The 19,891-nt window shown below is 68.1% G+C and carries 14 protein-coding genes; 10 read left to right on the top strand and 4 right to left on the bottom strand.

Translation table 11 applies throughout. The features are described 5' to 3' along the window. The first annotated feature begins 142 nt into the window (after positions 1-142). The 3 genes from OV207_RS18285 (at position 143) to OV207_RS18275 (ending at position 5,324) form a co-directional block, all read left to right on the top strand. The gene (locus OV207_RS18285) at positions 143-2,932 is read left to right on the top strand and encodes a serine/threonine-protein kinase (RefSeq protein WP_267556437.1); all 2,790 of its coding nucleotides are present in this window, start codon (positions 143-145) and stop codon (positions 2,930-2,932) included. 135 nt (positions 2,933-3,067) lie between these two features. After that, a complete protein-coding gene (locus OV207_RS18280) occupies positions 3,068-4,327 on the top strand; it encodes a sigma 54-interacting transcriptional regulator (protein WP_415835727.1) in 1,260 nt (419 codons plus the stop codon). A gap of 58 nt (positions 4,328-4,385) precedes the next feature. Then, complete coding sequence (locus OV207_RS18275; protein WP_267556435.1) at positions 4,386-5,324, top strand: hypothetical protein; 939 nt, start codon at positions 4,386-4,388, stop codon at positions 5,322-5,324. A 75-nt stretch (positions 5,325-5,399) separates the two neighbouring features. Here OV207_RS18275 and OV207_RS18270 read toward each other — a convergent pair whose 3' ends face one another. Together OV207_RS18270 and OV207_RS18265 are read right to left on the bottom strand one after the other, a co-directional pair. Further along, positions 5,400-6,659, bottom strand: coding sequence for a hypothetical protein (locus OV207_RS18270; RefSeq protein WP_267556434.1), 1,260 nt, complete (start codon positions 6,657-6,659; stop codon positions 5,400-5,402). Between the two features lie 28 nt (positions 6,660-6,687). After that, complete coding sequence (locus OV207_RS18265) at positions 6,688-7,719, bottom strand: hypothetical protein (RefSeq protein ID WP_267556433.1); 1,032 nt, start codon at positions 7,717-7,719, stop codon at positions 6,688-6,690. A 997-nt stretch (positions 7,720-8,716) separates the two neighbouring features. On the opposite strand from OV207_RS18265, the gene OV207_RS18260 reads away from it, so the two are divergent. Beyond that, positions 8,717-11,614 (top strand): hypothetical protein, encoded by a 2,898-nt coding sequence (locus tag OV207_RS18260; protein WP_267556432.1) that lies wholly within the window; start codon positions 8,717-8,719, stop codon positions 11,612-11,614. 2,426 nt (positions 11,615-14,040) lie between these two features. On the opposite strand, the gene OV207_RS18255 is transcribed toward OV207_RS18260, so the two are convergent. Then, entirely contained in the window at positions 14,041-14,310 is a 270-nt protein-coding gene (locus OV207_RS18255; protein ID WP_267556431.1) for a GlsB/YeaQ/YmgE family stress response membrane protein, read from the bottom strand. A 269-nt stretch (positions 14,311-14,579) separates the two neighbouring features. Here OV207_RS18255 and OV207_RS18250 point away from each other — a divergent pair, with 269 nt between their 5' ends. From OV207_RS18250 to OV207_RS18225, 6 genes are all read left to right on the top strand, one after another. Then, positions 14,580-15,008, top strand: coding sequence for a DUF6999 family protein (locus OV207_RS18250; RefSeq protein ID WP_267556430.1), 429 nt, complete (start codon positions 14,580-14,582; stop codon positions 15,006-15,008). A gap of 134 nt (positions 15,009-15,142) precedes the next feature. After that, on the top strand, positions 15,143-15,508 hold the full coding sequence (locus OV207_RS18245; protein WP_193347573.1) for a group I truncated hemoglobin: 366 nt from the start codon (positions 15,143-15,145) through the stop codon (positions 15,506-15,508). A gap of 20 nt (positions 15,509-15,528) precedes the next feature. Continuing rightward, complete coding sequence (locus OV207_RS18240; protein WP_267556429.1) at positions 15,529-16,524, top strand: 2Fe-2S iron-sulfur cluster-binding protein; 996 nt, start codon at positions 15,529-15,531, stop codon at positions 16,522-16,524. Between the two features lie 2 nt (positions 16,525-16,526). Next, positions 16,527-16,979 carry an RrF2 family transcriptional regulator gene (locus OV207_RS18235; protein WP_193347575.1) on the top strand — a complete coding sequence of 151 codons (453 nt, stop codon included), beginning with the start codon at positions 16,527-16,529 and terminating at the stop codon, positions 16,977-16,979. A 679-nt stretch (positions 16,980-17,658) separates the two neighbouring features. After that, entirely contained in the window at positions 17,659-18,894 is a 1,236-nt protein-coding gene (locus OV207_RS18230; protein ID WP_267556428.1) for a hypothetical protein, read from the top strand. Positions 18,895-19,115: 221 nt separating this feature from the next. Then, on the top strand, positions 19,116-19,238 hold the full coding sequence (locus OV207_RS18225) for a hypothetical protein (RefSeq protein WP_267556427.1): 123 nt from the start codon (positions 19,116-19,118) through the stop codon (positions 19,236-19,238). A 27-nt stretch (positions 19,239-19,265) separates the two neighbouring features. Here the strand turns inward: OV207_RS18225 and OV207_RS18220 are convergent, their stop codons facing one another. After that, positions 19,266-19,793 (bottom strand): YbhB/YbcL family Raf kinase inhibitor-like protein, encoded by a 528-nt coding sequence (locus OV207_RS18220; protein ID WP_267556426.1) that lies wholly within the window; start codon positions 19,791-19,793, stop codon positions 19,266-19,268. Between the last annotated feature and the right edge of the window lie 98 nt (positions 19,794-19,891).

The raw sequence follows: 19,891 nt of genomic DNA, 5'->3' as shown, positions 1-19,891 counted from the left end.
ACCTGCACCGCGCGTCCTGGTGACCCCTGATGGGGGCCTGATGACCGCAGACACCAGGCAGGCGGCCTGGATGACGCATCGCGGGAGAAGATGCGGAGCGGGCAAGGGCCGGGGGTAGAGTCCTGCTCCGGGTGCACCACCGATGACCAAGAGAGACACCGGCAGGGGCGGAATGAACACGGGCGCTTCGGACGCCGCGCGCTCGGGCGTGGGCACGGGGCATGGAACCGGGCGGGGGACGGGGACCGGCGGCTCACGCCGGGCCCCGGAGGACGTGCCGCCTGTTCCCCAGGTGGGGCGCTACCTGCTGCTGCGCAAGCTGGGGCAGGGCGGCATGGGCGTGGTGTACGCCGCCTATGATCCGGACCTGGACCGCAAGGTGGCGCTCAAGCTCCTGCACCCGAACCACCAGCGGGAGTCGGAGGAGGCCCGCTCCCGGCTGATGCGCGAAGCGCAGGCCATGGCGCGCGTCTCCCATCCCAACGTCATCCCCGTCTTCGACGTGGGCATCTGGGGCGACCAGGTCTTCGTCGCGATGGAGCTGGTGGACGGCGGCACGCTGGGCACCTGGCTGAAGGAATCCAGGCGCTCGTGGAGTGAGGTGCTGGAGCGCTACCTCCAGGCCGGCCGGGGGCTCCAGGCCGCGCACGACGCGGGGCTCGTGCACCGCGACTTCAAGCCCGCCAACGTGCTGGTGAGCCGCGCGGGCCGCGTCTACGTGACGGACTTCGGGCTGGCGCGGCAGGTGGGCGACGCGCCGGAAGCGGCGACGTCGCCGGAGGAGGCGGAGGTCCTCCAGGCCGCGGACCGGCGGATGCTGGAGACGACGCTCACCGAGGCGGGCCTCCTCGTGGGCACGCCCAACTACATGTCCCCGGAGCAGTTCCGGGGCACGACGCTGGACGCGCGCACGGACCAGTTCAGCTTCTGCGCCGCGCTCTACGGGGCCCTCTTCGGCACGCGCCCCTTCGACCCGGGCAGCCTCAGGGCGTACGCGTCCTCCAGCCGGGGCGTGGAGGCGGAGGGCACGCAGTCGCTGGGGGGCACCGCGCCCCTGACGGCCCCGGGCCCCACCGCGCCGCCGCCCGTGCTCATCCGCGAGCCGCCGCGCGACACGAAGGTGCCCGCGTGGGTGCGGCAGGCGGTGCTGCGCGGCCTGTCGCTGGACGCGGACGCGCGCTTCACCTCCATGCGGACCCTGCTGGACGCGCTCTCCCAGGAGCAGCGCCGCGGCCAGCGCAGGCGCTGGGTGACGGCGACGGGCGCGATGGCCGCCACGCTCGCGGTGGCCGGGGGCGTGGCGTGGCAGCAGTCCCAGGTGTGCGCGGACGCCGGGGCCCTGATGGACGACGTCTGGACGCCGGACGCGAAGGCGCGGCTGGAGTCCGCCTTCCGCGCCACCGGCAAGCCCTTCGCGGAGGCCATGGCCCTCCGCACCGTGCAGGTGCTGGAGAACTACGCGGGCGCGTGGAAGCAGCAGCGCGTCCTGGCGTGCGAGCAGACGCGCGTGCAGGGCGTCGTCCCGGAGGACCAGCTTGATCGGCAGGTGGTGTGCCTGGAGCGGCGCCGCAAGGATTTGCGCTCCACGGTGGACCTGCTGGCCAGCGCGGACGCGGCGCTGGTGGAGAAGGCCGTGGACGTGGCGCACGCGCTGCCCGCGCTCCACGACTGCGAGGACGTGGGCTCGCTGGCCGAACAGCAGCGCCGGCCCTCCGACCCCGCCCTGCGCGAGGCGATTGATCAACTGGAGGGGAGGCTGTCGGAGGTCCGCGCGCAGGTGGACGCGGGGCGCTACCCCGCGGCGCTCGCGGCGGTAACGCCCCTGGAGGCCCCGGTGCTGGCCACGGGCTTCCTGCCGCTGCGCGCGGAGCTGCGCTTCCACCAGGGCTGGCTCCAGGAGCAGCTGGGGGACTCGCCCGCGGCCTCGACGCTCCTGTCGCGCGCCGTGTTTGACGCGGAGGCGGGCCGGGCGGACCGGCTGAAGGTCGCCATCCTCAACAAGCTCCTCTACGTGGAGGACGGGCTGAAGCACTTCGACCCGGCGGCGAACTGGGGACAGCTCGCGGAGGCCACCCTCCAGCGGCTGGGCGGCGAGCCGGTGCTGGAGGCCGACGTGAAGGTGAACCAGGCCAACCTCGCCGCGTCCCAGGACCACCTGGAGGACGCCGTCGCGCGGCTGTCGGAGGCGCGGGCCCTCTATGAGAAGGCCCTGCCGCCGCAGCACCCCAAGCGCGCGCGGACGCTCTTCCTGCTGGGCCGGATGACGCTCGCGGCGGGCAAGCCGACGGAGGCCCTGGCGCTCCTGGAGGAGTCGCTGAAGCAGACCGAGGCGGCGGTGGGCCCGCTCCACCCGGACATGGCGCGCCGGCACGTCCTGCTGTCCCTGGCCCTGCGCGAAGCGAAGGAGGACGCCCGGGCGCTGCCCCATGCCCGGGCGGCGGCGGACATCCTCAAGGCCGTCCACGGCGCGGACAGCCCCTGGTACGCGGATGCGCTGGACGAGGTGGGCATGTGCCAGCTCGGGATGAAGCGCTACGACGACGCCCTGAAGACCTACGAGCAGGCCCTGGCGCTCAAGCGCAAGGCGCTGCCCGCGGACGACGAGGGGCTCCAGCCCTCCTATGACGGGGTGGGGCAGGCGCTGCTGGGCCTGGGCCGGGCGCGTGATTCGGTGGCGCCGCTCCAGCAGGCGGTGTCCTTCGCGTCCGCGCCCGCGGATGCGCTGGCGGAGTCGGGCTTCGCGTTGGCGCGCGCGCTGTACCAGGCGGGCCGTCCGCCGGAGGCCCGGGGCGAGGCCACCCGGGCCCGGGGGCGCTTCACCGAGGCGGGGATGGACGAGCGCGTGGGGGAGGTGGACTCGTGGCTGAAGTCCCTGCCGACCGAGGCCGCGCGCCCGCCTGCCCGCAAGCCCCCCCGCTCACGGCGGCGGTGAGGCCGCGCGCACGCGCGGGTGGCAGCCCCGGCGAGGCGTGGTAGCGTCCGCCGCGTGTCGCTGCCGCCAGACGAGGATGAGGCGCTCCTGGATGCCACGGCCACCCTGCAGCGGGGCCGGTCGGGTCAGGTGCGGATGGTGCTGCGGGTCCTGTCGGGCGCGGAGGCCGGCAAGGCGCACGCGCTCAAGCAGGGCACGTACGTGCTGGGCAAGGCCCCCACGTGCGACATCGTCCTGTCCGACAAGGCCGTCTCCCGGCAGCACCTGCGGCTGGAGGTGCATGACGAGCACGTGCTCGCCACGGACCTGGGCTCCCACAACGGCTCCTTCGTGGACGGCCTGCGCTTCAGCGCCATGGAGCTGCGCCCGGGCAGCGTCTTCACCCTGGGCACCACGGAGCTGAAGCTGGTGCCGGAGGACACGCGCGACCGCTCGGTGACGCTCTCCTCCAAGGACCGCTTCGGCGCGCTGGTGGGCAACAGCCGCAAGATGCGCGAGGCCTTCACGCTGCTGGAGCGCCTGGCGCCCGGCGGCGCGGACGTCCTCATCCACGGGGAGACGGGCACCGGCAAGGACCTGTGCGCGGAGGCCATCCACCAGCAGAGCCCGCGCGCGAAGGGCCCCTTCGTCATCGTGGACCTGGCGGGCGTGCCCTCCACGCTCATCGAATCCGAGCTCTTCGGCCACGTGAAGGGCTCCTTCACCGGCGCCCAGGCCGACCGCGCCGGCGCCTTCGAGCGCGCCCAGAACGGCACCGTCTTCCTGGACGAGATTGGCGAGCTGCCCCTGGAGCTGCAGCCGCGCCTGCTGCGCGTGCTGGAGCGCCGGCAGGTGAAGCGCGTGGGCGGCAACGACTACTTCACGGTGAACATGCGCGTGGTGGCCGCCTCCCATGTCAACCTGGAGCAGGCCGTCCAGCAGGGGAAGTTCCGCCGCGACCTCTTCCACCGGCTCGCCGTGCTGCGCGTCACGCTGCCCGCGCTGCGCGAGCGCCCGGACGACATCCCCCTGCTCATCGACTCCATGCTCAAGCAGATGGGCCGGCCGCCCAGCGCCCTGTCCGACCAGACCCGCGCGCTGCTCCTCCAGTACCCCTGGCCCGGCAACGTGCGCGAGCTGCGCAACGTGGTGGAGCAGGTGGTGAACCTGGGCGAGGAGGCCCTGCCCGACCTGGAGCCGCCCACGGATGGGACGCGCAAGGGGGCGGAGCTGGACCTGCCCTTCAAGGAGGCCAAGGAGCACCTCATCGAGGTCTTCGAGCGCGACTACCTGAAGAACCTCATCGAGCGTTGCGAGGGCAACATCTCCCGGGCGGCCCGGGAGGCGGACATTGATCGTGTCTACCTGCGGAAACTTCTGCGGAAACATGGCCTGGACCCGGCCGGGGACCCTTAACACGGGGCGGCATCCCAGGTAGGATGGCATCCCCCATCCCCCTCCAGGAGACCTCCCCTTGAGCGTGACCCTCCCCCCGAACCTCCAGCGTCCCGTCGCACCGCGTGCGGAGCTGACGCCGACGTCCCAGAAGCCGGAGCCGGCCGCGCAGCAGGCGGCGCTGCCCCTGGCGAAGGTCGTCACCTCGGTCGAGTCCGCGCCCACCGCGGTCCAGACGGAGCACGCCTCGGACGCCTTCGCGGCCGAGGACGCCATCCGGATGCTGCAGGGCTGGGCGAACCGCTTCGCGTCGGGCGCGGGGGCCTCCCCGGAGGCGGACGCGCTGCGCGTGGGCCAGGCCTGCGCTCCCCAGGAGGCGGCGCCGCAGATTGGCGACTGGGAAGACGACGCGTCGGTGGTCCAGCAGACGAAGGAGCAGAACTGCGGCGCCGCGGTGGCGGTGATGCTGGGCAATGAGAAGGGCACCGGCAAGACGCAGGCCGCGTCGGACACGGAGAAGATGGACGCGCTGGACTCGCGCTTCACCGACGGCGACGGCACGACGCCCATCGAGCTGTCCAACATGCTGGCCAGCCAGGGCGTCAAGGTGACGGAGTCGGCCTCCAAGCTCGACAAGGGCCTCCTGGACGACGCGCTCAGCCGCGACGGCAAGGCGGCGGTGCTGGTGGACTCCTCCAAGGTGGACCCCCGGGCGCAGGCCGGCGAGAAGGGCCAGGCGCACTGGGTCACCGTGGAGGGCAAGGACGACCAGGGCCGCTACAAGGTGAAGGACCCGGGCACGGGCAAGAGCGTCAAGATGGACGCCGACACGCTGTCGGACGCCGTGGACACCAGCCTGCGCGAGCACAAGACGGGCGGCATGGTCATCGTCGAGGGCGCCAACGGCGCCTCCGAGGAGCAGGTCGCGGCGGAGAGCAACTCGAAGGTGGCGTCGCTCGCCAACGAAGAGGGCGGCGGCTCTCGCGCCATGTCCCGCTTCGGCCGCGAATCCTCATAAGGACGTCCGCCTCCCACGGTCCGCTGCGCGTCGCCCTGCCGGAAGGTGGGTTCGACGCCAGCCACATCGTGTCGCTCAGACGACCAGGTGCTCCACGGCGCGCAGCCGCAGGAGCTGGCGCGCAAGCTCCTGCACCTGCTCCACCTCCTGCTGGCCCAGGGCCTTGCGCAGCGACAGCTTCATGTCCGTGGACGCGCGCAGCAGCAGGGTGCGCAGCTGGGCGTTGCTGAGCAGCGGGTTGAGGCGCCGCAGGTGGCCCACCAGCGCCCCCAACTGGGCCAGCGTCAGTCCGGCGACCATCACCTGCGTGTGGGAGCCCTCGTCCGGGCTCTGGCTGATGGCCAGCATCCACGGGGACAGGAGCAGGGAGCGGGTGAACTCCCGCCCGTACGTCTGGCCCAGCCGCGCGCACTCCTCCAGCAGCGGGCCGGTGTCGTGGCCGGCGATGACGGGCTGGATGCGGGCGGCCTCGTACTTCTGGAGCACCGCGTCGTATTGCTTGCGCACGTCGACGCCCTGCGGGCTGCGCAGGAACTCCGTGAAGGCTTCATTCACCTCGCGCCGCAGCGCCTGGAGCAGCGCGGCGTCGTCCGTGACGGGGGGCTCGCCCAGCGCCAGGGCCAGGTACTGCCGGTCCTCGGGGACCGCGTTCGCGGACTTCCACCACTCGTGGGCGACGGAGCTTTCGCTCAGGACCACGGGCAGGGTGACGACGCCCTGGCGGCCGGGGTTGGCGAGGAAGTTCGTGAGCTTCATCACCACTTCGGACAGCCCGCGGAACAGCCGGTTGATCAGCGCCAGGCGCAGCTTCGCGCGGCCCTCCGCGGCCTCCTTCGCGGCGTTCGCGCCCTGTCCGTCCGTGGCGGTGCGCTCCCGCGAGGCCCCGGACGAAGGGGTGGGCAGCTGGCGCGCCTGGAGCGGGGCGACGTCCACCTGCGGGGCCGGCGCCTGGGGCTGGGCCTGCGGCTGGGGCGCGAGCGTGGGTTCGGGGATGGCTGGCTTCTCCACCAGGCCCGCGAACCCGGCGGCGGCGGCGCCGCGCTGGGTGCTGGGCGCCATCCCGTCCTTCTGCTGGGAGCCCTTCGCGGCGTCGCCGCCACCGCGTTCGGCTTCCGCGGACCGGGCGGCCGTGCCCTCCTGGCCCGCGGACTCCTGGGCGCCGCCCTTCGCGGAGGTGCCCTTCGCGGAGCCACCCTTGACGAGGCCGCCCTTCGCGGAGGCCTTGCCGGAGGCCTTGCCCTCTCCGGGCTTCGCCTTCTCGCCCGGTCCTTCCTCCCGCAGGCCTCGCGCGGGCACGCCCGGCCGGGGGAGGTTGGGAGGAAGGCGGACGCTCATGGGACGGTGCCTCTAGGGGGAGAGGGACTCAGGCCAGGTTCTTCAGGTGGACGACGAGGTTGCTGTCGCTGCTGCCCAGCGTGCTCGCGTCGTCGGTGGGGATGACGTAGCCCTGATCCGCGCCGACGTGCTTGCGGAAGAAGTCTACCACCTCCGGATCCTGCACGTTGGAGGTGGTGCTCTTCTTGATGCCGTACGCCTGCCCGTCCGCACCCTTGGCCTTCACGGAGTCCGGGGCGGAGGCCAGCAGGTTCTCGGTGGTGCCCGACAGGCGACCGCCGCTCTGCGGCTGCATCGTCATGGCGGCGTTGTGACCCTCGATGTAGCTGACGTCGTAGTAGGTCTTCCCGTGCCCGCCGTCGAACTTCACTTCACCGAGCGTCGCGTTCTTGCCGTCGCCAGCGTCGGTGCGGAAGTTGCCGGACCAGCCGTCCGGGAACTGCACCGTCCTGCTCTCACCGGGCTTGAGGGTGACGGCGTCCACGGCCTTCTCGCCCGCGTTGGGGGTGAAGTTCACCTTCATCGGCGTGGTGCCGTCGTTGTGCAGGGTCATGGTGTTCTTGCCCGTCACCCCGCCCTGGGACTGCGAAGCGCCCTGGGCGCCCGCGACGGCGGGCTCTCCGCCGAAGGCCGCGCTCTCGCCGCCCAGGTCCGGCACGCCGCCGTCGAAGGAGTCGCCTTGCGCGCCCAGGCCCATCGCGGCGCCATTCGGCCCGACGACGCCCGTGTTGCCGACGTTGTTCGGCCCGACGACGCCCGTGTTCCCGCCGCTGGCGCCCTGCGCGCCACCAAGGCCTTCGGCGCCCAGGAGCTTCGACAGCTCTCCCAGCATCGCGAGCATCTTCCCCAGCTTCTCCATCCCGCCGCCCTTGCCCGCGCCGTCCAGCGAGTCGAAGCCGTCCTGCTGCATCTGGCCCCGCAGCCCGAGGCCCTTCTCCAGCGCGCCGCTCTTCATCGCGTCCGTCGCGACCTGCTGGAGCGGGGCGACCTGCCCGGTGGCCGGGGTGCGGGAGAGGGCGGGGCTGGGAACGGACGACTTGGAGAGGGGAGAGATCGCCATGGCGGTGTTCCTCGAAAGAAAGAAGCGGGGTCGGCGGGGGGCGCCGACCGTATCGGCTGATGTGGGGGACTAGAGCAGGAGGCATGCCAGCGCTCCACCAAGTCCTCCGGTGCGCCAAACCCCTGGGATTACTCATGAGGGCTTGGGCGCCTGGGCTGCTGGGAAGGCCGTGACAACCCGCGCCCTGATGACAGCCCTTGGGCCCTGATGACTGGTGTCATCAGGCTGGTGCGCTCCGAAACAAGCCCGGACTCCTTCCGTGGAGGAGGAGGACGGGGACCTGTGCAAAGGAGGCGTCAGGCGAGAAGGCGAGGCGCTGCGTCACGGCTTCAAGGGGCTCGTCGCTGCCCTGGGGGCAGGGCGCAGCGGTGAGATGAAAGGGCTGCCACCTGCCATCGACGCTCTTTCACTCGGCCCATGAGCTCCCTCGGCCGTCCTTCCGAAGACGACGTGGACGTCCCGTCCGGTGTCTTGGACGCGCGAGTAACGGCCTCCGTCTCGCCATGCCCCCTGAAGGCAGGCGTGAGTGACCCTGTGTCTGGTGTCAGCGCCTCCTGGAATGCCACGTTGAACAACCGCGAGTCGGTGTCTTCGACGCAGAAGGACGTGACCTGGAACTTCCCGGGTAGTGCCTCACCCTGGGGTTTGTAGTGAGTCCGAATGTCATGGCAGACCCACTTCCAAGGTTGGCTTCTATGCTTGGTCAAAATTTGCACATCTGCGATTGGATGCTACGAATTAAAGACCGCTACCCGCAGTGTGGTGAGCGGTAGCGTTCCCCGCGCGCTCCAGGGTCCTGCGGGTCTTCCCTTCGCCCCCCCACCCATCCATGTCAGCTCAAATGCCTTTCCGGGCTCCGCCCCCCGTATGGGGACGGTTCCTGATTGTCGTGTCCGCAGTGCTCACTCTCGCGGGCTGTCAGCGGGAAGTCGCACCCGCGCTCGTTCCTCCCGAGAATGCTGGCTCCGCCCGCTTCGTCGTCGCCGTGCAGCAATCCGTGACGGCGTCTGATGTCCAGCGAGTGGACCTGACGGTGGATGCCGTGGATCTCCCGGAGACCACCGTCCAGCTCGCTGCGGATGGGTCGGTGTGGACGGGCTTGCTGAGCCAACTGCGCGCGGGCACCGGGCGTCGCTTCCGGGCCTTCGCGTATGACTCAAACGCGCGCCTCATCTATCAAGGAGAAGCCACGGAGGTCACCATCACCGCGAATCAAACGGTCCAGGTGAACATCCTGCTCCAGCAGGTGGACCCCTCTCCCGCATTCGAGAACGCCGGTCCGCTCATCACCGCGCTTGTCGTGTCGCGCTCGTCAGTCGAGGTGGGCGGTTTTGTCGACGTGCAGGCCACCGCGCGCGACCCGAACACCGGCGATGTGCTCACGTTCTCCTGGACCGCTACGGCGGGCAGCTTCAACACGCCCACTGCGCTGGGGTCCCGCTGGACCGCGCCTCTGACGGAGGGCGTCCAGACGCTGACGCTCATGGTGGCGGATCAACTGGGGGCCTCGACTTCCGTGAGCTTTCCCATCCAGGTGGAAGGCACGGGCGTGGGGGAAGCGGAGGTATTCGTACGCTTCAACTCCTGGCCGGAAGTAATCGCCCTGTCTGGCTTCCCAACGCAGGTTGTCCCGGGCCAGTCCATTGGCGTGAGTGTCCACGCGACGGACAACGATGACGTCCAGGCATCCCTCCACTACGCCTGGACCGCGAGCTGCGCGGGCACCTGGACGGACGAGGGCTCCGCGAGCGCGCACTTCACCCCGACAGAGTTGCCCGCCCAGAATACCTGCGACAACTGCCAGCTCACCGTGCGTGTGACGGACGGTCGGGGCGGCGAGGGCCTGGGCCACCTGGGGGTCTGCGTGGGCGCGCCAGTGTCCCCCAATGTCGCGCCGCGCATCACCAGCGCGTTCCAGACGGCCCGGACCGTTGGCCCTGGCAACACCGTGCGCTTCAACGTCCGTGCTGTGGATCCGGAGGGCACGGCGCTGAGCTTCGCGTGGGAGGCGCCGGTGGGGAGCCTGGCCGTGCCCGTCCCCCTCGGTGACGGCAGCGAAGTCGCATGGACGGCGCCCGCCTGCGTGGACGCGCGGTCGACGCCGGTGGTGCGCGTGCGAGTGACGGACGCGGAAGGATTGGAAGCCCTCCAGGCCTTTTCCCTGACGTGGAACGGCCCGGCATGCGCCACGACGCTGGGCTTCCTCACGCAGCCCACGGATCGGCTCGCGACGCAGACCCTGGCGCCCGCGGTGCAGGTGGTGTTGATGGACAGCCTGGGGCGTACGTCCCTGGCTCCTTCCGGACCGGTTCGGTTGGAGGTGGGGGCGAACCCTGGTGGGGCCACGCTGTCGGGCACGGTGGAAGTGGCACCTGTGTCGGGCATCGCCACGTTCGCGGACCTGAGCCTCAATGCTTCGGGTGTGGGCTACACGTTGGTGGCGTCGGTACCAGGGTTGCCCTCGGCGGTGAGCCAGGCGTTCACGATCCATCCACTCGCCATCCAGGGCGCGTCACTGAACCACTACCTGACCACGGGCAATGCGATGGCGACCCAGGGCTCGGACCTGGGAAGCTCCGTCATCCAGGCGCTGGTGGAGCAGCCGAACGGCACCTTCATGACCTTTTCTGGGACTGGTGCGGTGGACGGAACGTTCTCCATCGAGGGCGTCCCCTCGGGGCTGTACTACCTGCGGCTGGGCACGGACTACGTCGTGACGTCCTCACGGGCCCCGGACCTGGGACGCGATGGACAGGGGCGTCCGGATGCGATTCCCGCGAATACCAGCACGTTCCTCGCCGTGGATTTCCAGGGCTTGGCGCCATGGAAGTCGGGCGATTCCATCGAGGTCTTCTCGCAGGGAACGGGGCTCTGGACGTCCAGCGTGTCGGCACTGGGGCCGACGGGTACGTCGCCCGTGGTGGGGGCCCATCAGTGGGCGCAGCCCTTGAAATACTGGCAGATGCGCAACGCGCACCTCGTCGACGCTGCATCGGGTGACGTGGCAACGTTCCACCAGCTCTCGCGAAAGACGGACGGCTCGCTTCCTGCCGAGCCCTTCACCTACAGCGCCGCCAGCCGGGCCTACAGCGCGCCGCTGGCCATTGCGCAAGGTGCCACCGCGAGCATGTCGGGGATGATGTCGGTGCTGCCCCAAGATCAGGCACTGATGGTGGATGTGCGCGCCCAGGCGTTCGAGTCTCTGCGCACCGCGGTGAACCCCGGCGCCCAGGCGGCGGTCAGTCACTCACTGTACGTCGCGGCGTTCCCGGACGGAACGCGGGGCAGCTACGCGGCGGCGCCGGACCTCGTGACCTTCCAGCCACCTGCGGGTGGGCGGGACCGGATCTTTTCCTTCACCTACGGCAATCCCCATCCTGACTTCGTCCAGGCGGGCATGGTGGAGACGTCCTACCTCGTGCAGCACACGCTGCCGGGCGGCGCGGCGCGGGCGCTGAGCATCCGTCCGTCTGTGGGATACGTGGACGCACTGCCGGCCTTCTCGGCCACGGCCCTGGTACCCCACCTAAGCCCCGCACGCACGCCAACGCTCAACGGTCAGGACGCCTTCGGGACGCTGGCGGGTGTGGGCCTGATGCCGCGTCTTGCCTGGATGCAGCCCGCCGTGGGAACGGCCACGCACTATCGGATCCGCGTCTATGAAATCTTCGTGGATGCCCAGGGCCGGACCGCGCAGGTCGCCGACCCGGTGGCGCAGTTCTACACGGCACGCACGGACATCCGCTTTCCTCCAGGGGTGCTGGTGGAAGGAAGGCGCTACTTCGCCATCCTTGAGGCCCGGGCCAATGGCAACGCCGACTTCCAGGGGCACCCGTTCCGGTCCGCCTGGCCAGAAGCGCACGCGATGCTCGTGACGGGCGTCTTCGCGCCCTGAGCTCCTTTCCCCTGGCCCCCCGAATACCCCTTCCCCTTCGAGCCCCCATGTCTCGTATCCGCTCCCTTCGTGCCCTGACAGGCACCGCCGTATTGTGTGTCTTCGCCTTCTTCCTGGCTCAATGTGCCGCGGATGTTCCCGAGGACTCCTGCGACGCGGGTTGTGTCGCAGGAGAGGCCTGTCAGGACGGAGGTTGTGTCGACGAAGCTTGTATTGGAGTGGCATGTCCCGAGGGGCAGACTTGCTCCAACGGCGGGTGCGTCCAATCCGTGGAGGTGCCTGACAGACCGGTGAAGGCGCAGTGGGGGCAGAAGGTGGAGAATGGGGAGACGTGCGCCACCGACCTCGACTGCTACAGCGGTGCATGCGCGGATGGCGTCTGCTGCGATTCGGCCTGTGAGGGGCGGTGCGAGGCGTGCAACATGGTTGGCAGTGAAGGCGTCTGCTCCGTTGTTTCCCAGGGGACTTTCTGTGACGACGGTGACGCCTGCACCCTCGCGGATGTCTGCGATGGGACGGGGCCGGATTCCTGTGGGGGAGCGCCCAAGGCATGCGACAGCCCTCCGGACCAGTGTCATGTGGCGGTGGGCACCTGTGCTCAGGGGGCGTGCTCCTACGCGCCCAAGCCGGTGGGAACGATGTGCGACGACGGCAATGCCTGCACTCGCGGCGAGACATGCGGCGCCGACACGGCCTGCGGAAGCGGAACGATGAAGACGTGCGACACGCCGCCCGGTGTGTGTCTTGAGAATGCGGGTGCGTGTCTACCCGCGACGGGGGAGTGCGCGTATGTTCCCCGGCAGCAGGGGGCGGCATGCCGCGCGGCCACGGGCCCGTGTGATGTCGTGGAAGTCTGCACGGGAGCCAATGGCGAGTGTCCTCCGGACGCGAAACAGCCTGCGGGTTCGGCCTGCACGGACGATGGCAATCCCTGTACGACGGATGTGTGTGATGCTTCGGGGACCTGTCTGCATCCGACGATGGAGGCGGGAACCAGCTGTGGCGCGGAAGGTGTCTGCACGGGTGCGGCACAATGTGCCCAGGGCTGCTGGATCGACGGGGCGCTCCACGCATCCGGAACGACCAACCCCGCAGGGGCCTGCCAGGTATGCGACCCGACCCAATCGAAGACGGCCTGGAGCTTCAAACCCGCGACGACGCAGTGTCGGGGCGCCTCCGGCGTTTGTGACGCGGCTGAATACTGCACGGGCAGCAGTGCGCAGTGTCCGGGTGATGGAGCGGTAGCCAATGGCACGACCTGTGGCTCCAGCAGCGAAGGGAGCTGGGGGGCATGTGGCGGCTTCTCCGGCACATGCGGTGAGTCGGGAACGGAGTCCCGGACGGTCACAGCCCAGGCATGCTTCAATGGAGCCTGCCAACCCTCCTCGACTACGGAGTCCCGAACGTGCGGACGGAGCACGGAGGGCAATACCTGCGGTTCATCCAGTTCGGGAAACTGGAGCTCGTGCAGCTATTCGGGGACCTGCGGTGAGGAGGGCAGCCGGAGCCGCACGGTTTCAGGTGGTGTCTGCTCGGCGGGGACCTGCCATCAATCGTCGTACACGGAGACGGAGGATTGCTACCGCAGCACCGAGGGCAAGGCCTGCGGGACGAACAGCACGGAAGCATGGGGCAGTTGTAGCTTCTATGGCGGTGTCTGCGGTGAAACTGGCGCCCGAGGCCGCACCGTCCACCGAGGCATCTGTTCCAGTGGATCCTGCAATCAGTCCACATACCGGGAGACGGAAGGATGCTCGCGGAGCACGACGGGGATTCGCTGTGGCGATACCAACTACTACCCCTGGGATATCTGCCGAAACGAGTCGAATGATTGCGCCACGACCGGGACAATGACCCGCTCCGTCACAGAGCGGCTGTGCGAGTGGGGGATGTGCAGGGACGTGTCGTACTACCAATCAGCTGGCTGTACCCGGAATCCGGCCGGCCGTACTTGCGATGACGGCAATGCCTGTACGACGGGAGACGTTTGCACTGGTGGAGGCGGCTGTTCCGGAACCTCGATGTCCTGTCCGGCGGGCCAGTCCTGCTCGGGCGGCGTCTGCAGTGGCGGTAGCGGATGTTCAGCAGGACAGCAACGGTGCAATGGCTCCTGCACCGATCTCTTGTTCGACAGCTACAATTGTGGCGGTTGCGGCATCCAGTGCAATCCGAACCAGAATGAAGTCTGTTCGTACGGCTCGTGCCAGTGCCAGCAGACCCCCGGCAGTCCCTACCAGTGCCCGTGACGGTCAGGAGGATCACGCCTGTCCACGGATGCCTCGATGTACAAGGGTCGGACTGGTGAGCACGTACCGGTCGGGCCCTGCTTCTTCCTCACGGAAGGCAGTGCGCAAAAACACGCTCGCAAAATAGGAACGGCTCCCTCTTCGTACAGGAGGGAGCCGTCGTGCTTCAGCGCTCCGCGGTCAGGCTTTTCGGACCGTGGCCGAGCGGATGGCCCTCAGGATCAACAGCAACACCACCGCTCCGATGAACGCCACGAAGATGGTGCCCGCGATGCCACCGAACGGAGCACTCGTGCCGAGCGCCCGGAAGATGAAGCCGCCCAGGAACGCGCCGACCACGCCCACCACGATGTCGCCCACCACGCCGTAACCGCCACCCACCACCGCGGACGCGAGCCACCCCGCGATGAGGCCGATGACCGCCCACAACAGGATTGCTTCCAAGCCCATGCCGTTCCCCCTTTGCAAATGGACGGGAACAACATGGGCATGGTTCCTCCTGGATGCTCGTCCCGCCCCGCGGAACGATGCGCGGCGCCCCTGGAGCCCTGGCTTCCAGCCACCCTGGCGTTCACCACCGGACGTCCGGACGTCAGCCCTTCGCGGGTGAAGCGCCTCCCAGGGACCGACGCCTGATTCCCCCGGGGCCGCGAGGCGTACGGACACTGTCCGTGCGCCCTCGCCTGTGGCGCCTCCGGGCCCCGCTTGTCGTGTGAGCCATGGCCCACGACGTGTTCATCACCAGCCTTGGGAAGTTCGGGCCCATCTCCATCCAGACGATGCCGAACGGGTGGACGAACTTCCTGGACTTCCAGTCCGCCATCGAGATCTTCACGCCGGTGTACCAGTTGATCCTCACGGACCGGGACTTCTGGCGCGCGAGCAATTCGTTGCAGTTGGATGAGACCCTCGCCATCTACGTCGCGACGCTGCTCCAGGCGCCCGGGCTGGTGGCGCTGGTGAACCACTGCCACCCCATGGTGCCGCTGACGACGATGCGCGCGGGCTTCCGCTTGATGCTGCACGGCCTGTCCGCGGAGCTGCTCCACGGCTTCCTGGTGGAGTGCAAGCACGGGCGGATGCCGCAACTGGCGCGCATCGTGGCGCCCACGCTCCAACTGCCCCAGCCGGTGAGCGGCGCGGCGTAGGTGCCCTCCGCGCTGCATCCGGGCGACTCACTGCGAAAAGCCCCTCTACTTCCGGAGGATTGACGGGCCGGGGCTTTAAGATGCATTCTGAATGCATCTTTAACGGGCCTGGTTTCAGGCCGGGGAGCGGCGGCATGTCGAGCGTGTACGAGCAGATCGGTGGAGAGCCGGCGATGGCGGCGGCGGTGGAGCTCTTCTACCGGAAGGTGCTGGGCGACGAGCGCATCAGCCACTTCTTCGAGACCGTGGACATGGAGCGCCAGGCCGCGAAGCAGAAGGCCTTCCTGACGATGGTGTGCGGTGGCCCCGCGAACTACACCGGCAAGGACATGCGGGAGGGCCACCGGCCGCTGGTCCAGCGCGGCTTGAATGACATGCACTTCAACGCCGTGGCGGGGCACCTCAAGGAGACGCTGGAGGAGCTGGGCGTGCCCGCGGAACTGGTGGGGAAGGTGATGGCGGTCGCGGAAGGCGCTCGCGCGGACGTGCTGAACCGCTGAAGCCGGAAAGGGGGCACGTCATGGCGAAGGTGAAACACGAAGCCGCGTGGTACCCGCTGGAGCCCGAGGAGACGGTGCTGGACGGGCTCCTCCGGCAGGGCGTGAACGTGCCCCATTCGTGCCGGGCGGGGGCCTGCCAGTCCTGCCTGATGCGGGCCGTGGAGGGCTCCGTGCCCCCGGCCTCGCAGGTCGGACTCAAGGACACGCTCCGGGCCCGCAACTACTTCCTCGCGTGCGCCTGCAAGCTGCCGGCGGACGCCGCGCTGGAGGTGGCCGGGGTCCGCGAGCTGCGCATCCCCGCGAGCATCGTCGCGTTGGAGTCGCTGTCGCCGGACGTGCTGTCGGTGCGCCTGGAGACGGCGACGCCGCTCGACTACCGCGCGGGACAGTACGTCTCCCTGGTGCGCGCGGACGGGCTCGCGCGCAGCTACTCCCTGGCGAGCCTGCCCCGCGAAGGCACCCTGGAGCTTCATGTGCGGCTCATCCCCGGGGGCGCCATGAGCGGCTGGCTCGCCCGGGACGTGCGGCCCGGTGAACGCGTGGAGATCCAGGGCCCGGCGGGGGACTGCTTCTACGTGCCCGGGCAGCCGGAGGCCCCCCTGTTGCTGGCGGGCACGGGCACGGGGCTCGCGCCCCTGTATGGGATTGTCCGGGACGCGCTGGAGGCCGGCCACACGGGGCCCATCCACCTGCTCCATGGGGCGAGGGACCCGGGGGGCCTGTACCTCGTGGACCGACTGCGTGAGTGGGCCGCCTGGCACCCGAACGTCCACTACTGGCCGAGCGTGCTGGCCGGTGGCGGTGGGGACATCCAGGAAGGAACGCTGGAGGCGCTCGTGCTCGCCCGCCTCCCGAAGCGGCCCACCGGCTGGCGAGCGTTCCTCTGCGGCAACGCCGAAGGGGTGCTATCCCTGCGCAAGAAGCTCTTCCTGGCGGGGTTCTCGCTGAAGGACATCCACGCGGATGCCTTCCTGCCGAGCGCGTCGCCAGCAGGGCGTGTCGCTGGAGCCGCCTGACCTTGCACCTGACCCTTCACGCCGACTACGCGCTGCGCGTCCTCATGTACCTGGCCGCGCGCTCCGACACGCCGTCGTCCACCCAGGAGATGGCGGACGCCTACCGCATCTCCAAGCACCACCTGGTGCGCGTGGTGCAGACCCTGGGACAGCAGGGCTGGGTGGAGGTGCGGCCGGGGCGCTCCGGCGGTGTGCTGCTGGCGAAGGCCCCGGGGGACATCCGCCTGGGCAAGGTGGTGCGCGCGGCCGAGCCGGACTTCCACCTTGTGGAGTGCTTCGACCGGGAGCGCAACACCTGTCCCATCGCGCCGGCCTGCGGCCTCAAGGGCGTGCTGGCGGAGGCCCGCGACGCGTTCCTGGCCACGCTGGACAAGTACACGCTGGAGGACCTGCTGCGGCGCTCCAAGCCGGGCCTGGTCGAACTCTTCTTCCCCGCGGCCACGTCGGAGGGCTGAGGCCCCCGACGTGGGCGCAGAGGGGCTTCAGCGCCTCCACGTTCACGGCGTGCACGACGATGAAGTAGCAGTGCGCGCCCCGGCCCGGTTCTTTTCTGGGACACGAGGATCAGGAGAAATCTTGCCGGTCCTTAACCGCTGACGGCATCTATGCGGCCAGCGACGTCAACCCCGAAGAATACTTCGCCGACATGTTGCGGCGTGTGTAGACGCGCTCTCACTCGTGTATCGGCGATTTACCGTCCCACGAAGGGCCGAGCCTGCCCGCCGCTGCCTTCTGCTGAGTTCCGTCAAGCAGAGCCCCTCTGTTAACCCTCTGATTTCCACCCTCACGACTACCTTCGAGTTCGGCGCTCGGACCATCGCCAACCGGCGTAGCCGACGGTTGCCGGACGAAGAGCACGCGCCTGACACCATGGACTTGGTCCTTCCCTTGGTCGGAGATTTGAGGGACGGACAATGAGCGGCCTGCCAGGGCTCTCCGATGACGCCACCTCATGCTGAAGAGCACTCAGGCGCAGGCTTGACCGAAGTCTTGTGCACCGGGGGCCAGCCGACGGAGCCAAGGGGGAACTTGACTTGGTGTTGAAGAGACACTAAGTCTATAGTCGCGCCTCGCGGGGCATGGAGAACCGCGCCCTTTGGATGAATCAAGCTTTAGCTTGGAGTGGTGGTGAGCATGAGTGCGATGCTGACAGGTCTCTTCTTGGGTGCGGGCGCCTCATATGAAATTGGCATGCCACTTGTCTGGGGGCTTACTGCAAGGTTGAAGAATTGGCTTACGCCGGAAAACCTTCGTGCTCTCAACAGTTCTTGGCGAGCCCAAGGTGGGGGGTACTCAGATGTCGTTATTGACGATCTGGTGCGCATCCTCGTCCAGTCTAATTTGCATTATGAAAGCATTCTTGGATACTTGGAAACCCAGTTTAGGCGACATGCTACGCCTAAGAATCATAAGCAAGAATATCATGGGCTCTATTCTTGGCTTGTCGAAATTATCTATCACCTGTTGTATCTTCAGCATGTTAATCAAGCCTCGAATATTCAGCGAAACCTTCGATATTTCGAGGGGATTGCTCGCCTTGCCGCGAGCAATAATCCGTTGTGGATTTTCTCACTTAATCACGATCTTGTCATTGAATGTCTCGCGGCATCCTACGGCATCCCGCTAAATTGTGGTTTCGGCCCAGAGATCGTGACCCTGCCTCGGCGTGATAAGTCTGGCAGGAAGACAGGGGAGCTGCGGGCTGAAGTGATTTCATCTGAACAGCTTGAAAAGAAGGGCATGCCATTTACCCGAAATGGATTCCCAGGGATTAATTTGTTGAAGATTCATGGGGCACTAGATGTTTTTACGTTTAGAGACGGGGGGGACTTGTTGAGATTGCTTCCCATGGAGTCGAGCGTGGAGGGCATAATGCAAGCGCTCCGCTCCGCCAATGAGGATTTGATCTATGTCGACCCCGTAGTTCCTGAGCGGCCGGCAAAGGTGATAAATGAAATCACATATGCAGACGACCAGGGTGAGCTTCAGTTTTTGCGGCGTTCCATATTGTCGGGTGCTTTTAAGTTTGACAGGCGGCATACGCAGGTGCTGCCGATGCGCCTCCTTGAGTATTTCAAGTCCCATATTAACTGCGTGGGTTCGCTAGTCTGTATTGGCTACGGATTCGGTGATGAGCATGTGAATATGGTTATTCGTGGATGGTTGGAGTTTAGTGCTGACCGGCGACTTGAGATTGTGGGGCCTGATGTAAAAAATATTCCGTCGTTCCTTCTTCATGTAGCGCCTCAGGTTGTGCTGAAGCAGTCCGTGGCCACGGACTATCTTGATAGCGCTACGGGCATCAAGCGAGAGAGAAGTGACGTCCTCCGCAAGCAAGTTCTAGCGTGGGTGCGCAGACGGCGGGCCTGACTCCTTCTCGCTGTGTCCAGTAGTATTGAGCTGTGAATGAAGATAGTCGTTGCGCGCGCTCATTGGATAGAACCAAACGCCGACGCACCTCCAGTCGGATGGTTTGTCATCGCGCTGGAAACGCCTTTACTTCAAGAACGTTCGCACAAACGTTACGTAGGGTCCGCGATTGCCAATTCGTAAAGGCTTTTCTGCGCAAAGTGCTGCGATGCGGCTTTCCAATGAAGGAGGCCCTCGACGCGTTCCTGGCCACGCTGGACAAGTACACGCTGGAGGACCTGCTGCGGCGCTCCAAGCCGGGCTTGGTCGAACTCTTCTTCCCCACGGCCACGTCGGAGGGCTGAGGCCCCCGACGTGGGCGCAGAGGGGCTTCAGCGCCCGTAGGTGCCGACGAGCGTGGCGCGCGCGAGCGTGTGGCTGAAGAGGTTGAAGCCCAGCAGGCCGGGCGAGGCGTCCTTCGGCACGTCGAGCGACTCCACGTCCACGGCGTGCACGACGATGAAGTAGCGGTGCGCGCCATGGCCCGGCGGAGGCGCGGCGCCGATGTAGCGCGCGACGCCGCCGTCGTTGCGGAGCTGGAAGGCGCCAGGGGGCAGCTTCTTGCCGTCCTCGGAGCCCGCGTCGGTGGGCAGGCTGGTGGTGGCGCGGGGCAGGTTGACCACGGCCCAGTGCCAGAAGCCGCTCGCGGTGGGCGCATCCGGGTCGTAGACGGTGACGACGAAGCTCTTCGTGCCTTCCGGGAAGCCGCTCCAGGACAGCTGCGGTGACACGTCCTTGCCGCCCGCGCCGAAGATGCCGCTGAGCTGCGCGGTGGCCAGCGTCTCGCCGTCGCGCACGTCGGTGCTGGTGACGGTGAAGGAGGGCACCTTCGGCAAGGCGTCGTAGGGGTTGAACTTCATGCGCGTGGGCTCCAGGGGAGGAAGAGGGGCGCGAAAATAACCACCCGCTCCGGGAGTCGCGCGCACCCGCGCGCCGACTGTCGCAATGTGGAGGGTTG

It is taken from the genome of Corallococcus sp. BB11-1, assembly GCF_026626625.1.
Taxonomy (GTDB): Bacteria; Myxococcota; Myxococcia; order Myxococcales; family Myxococcaceae; genus Corallococcus; species Corallococcus soli.
This window is presented reverse-complemented; position numbering and strand designations above follow the sequence as displayed.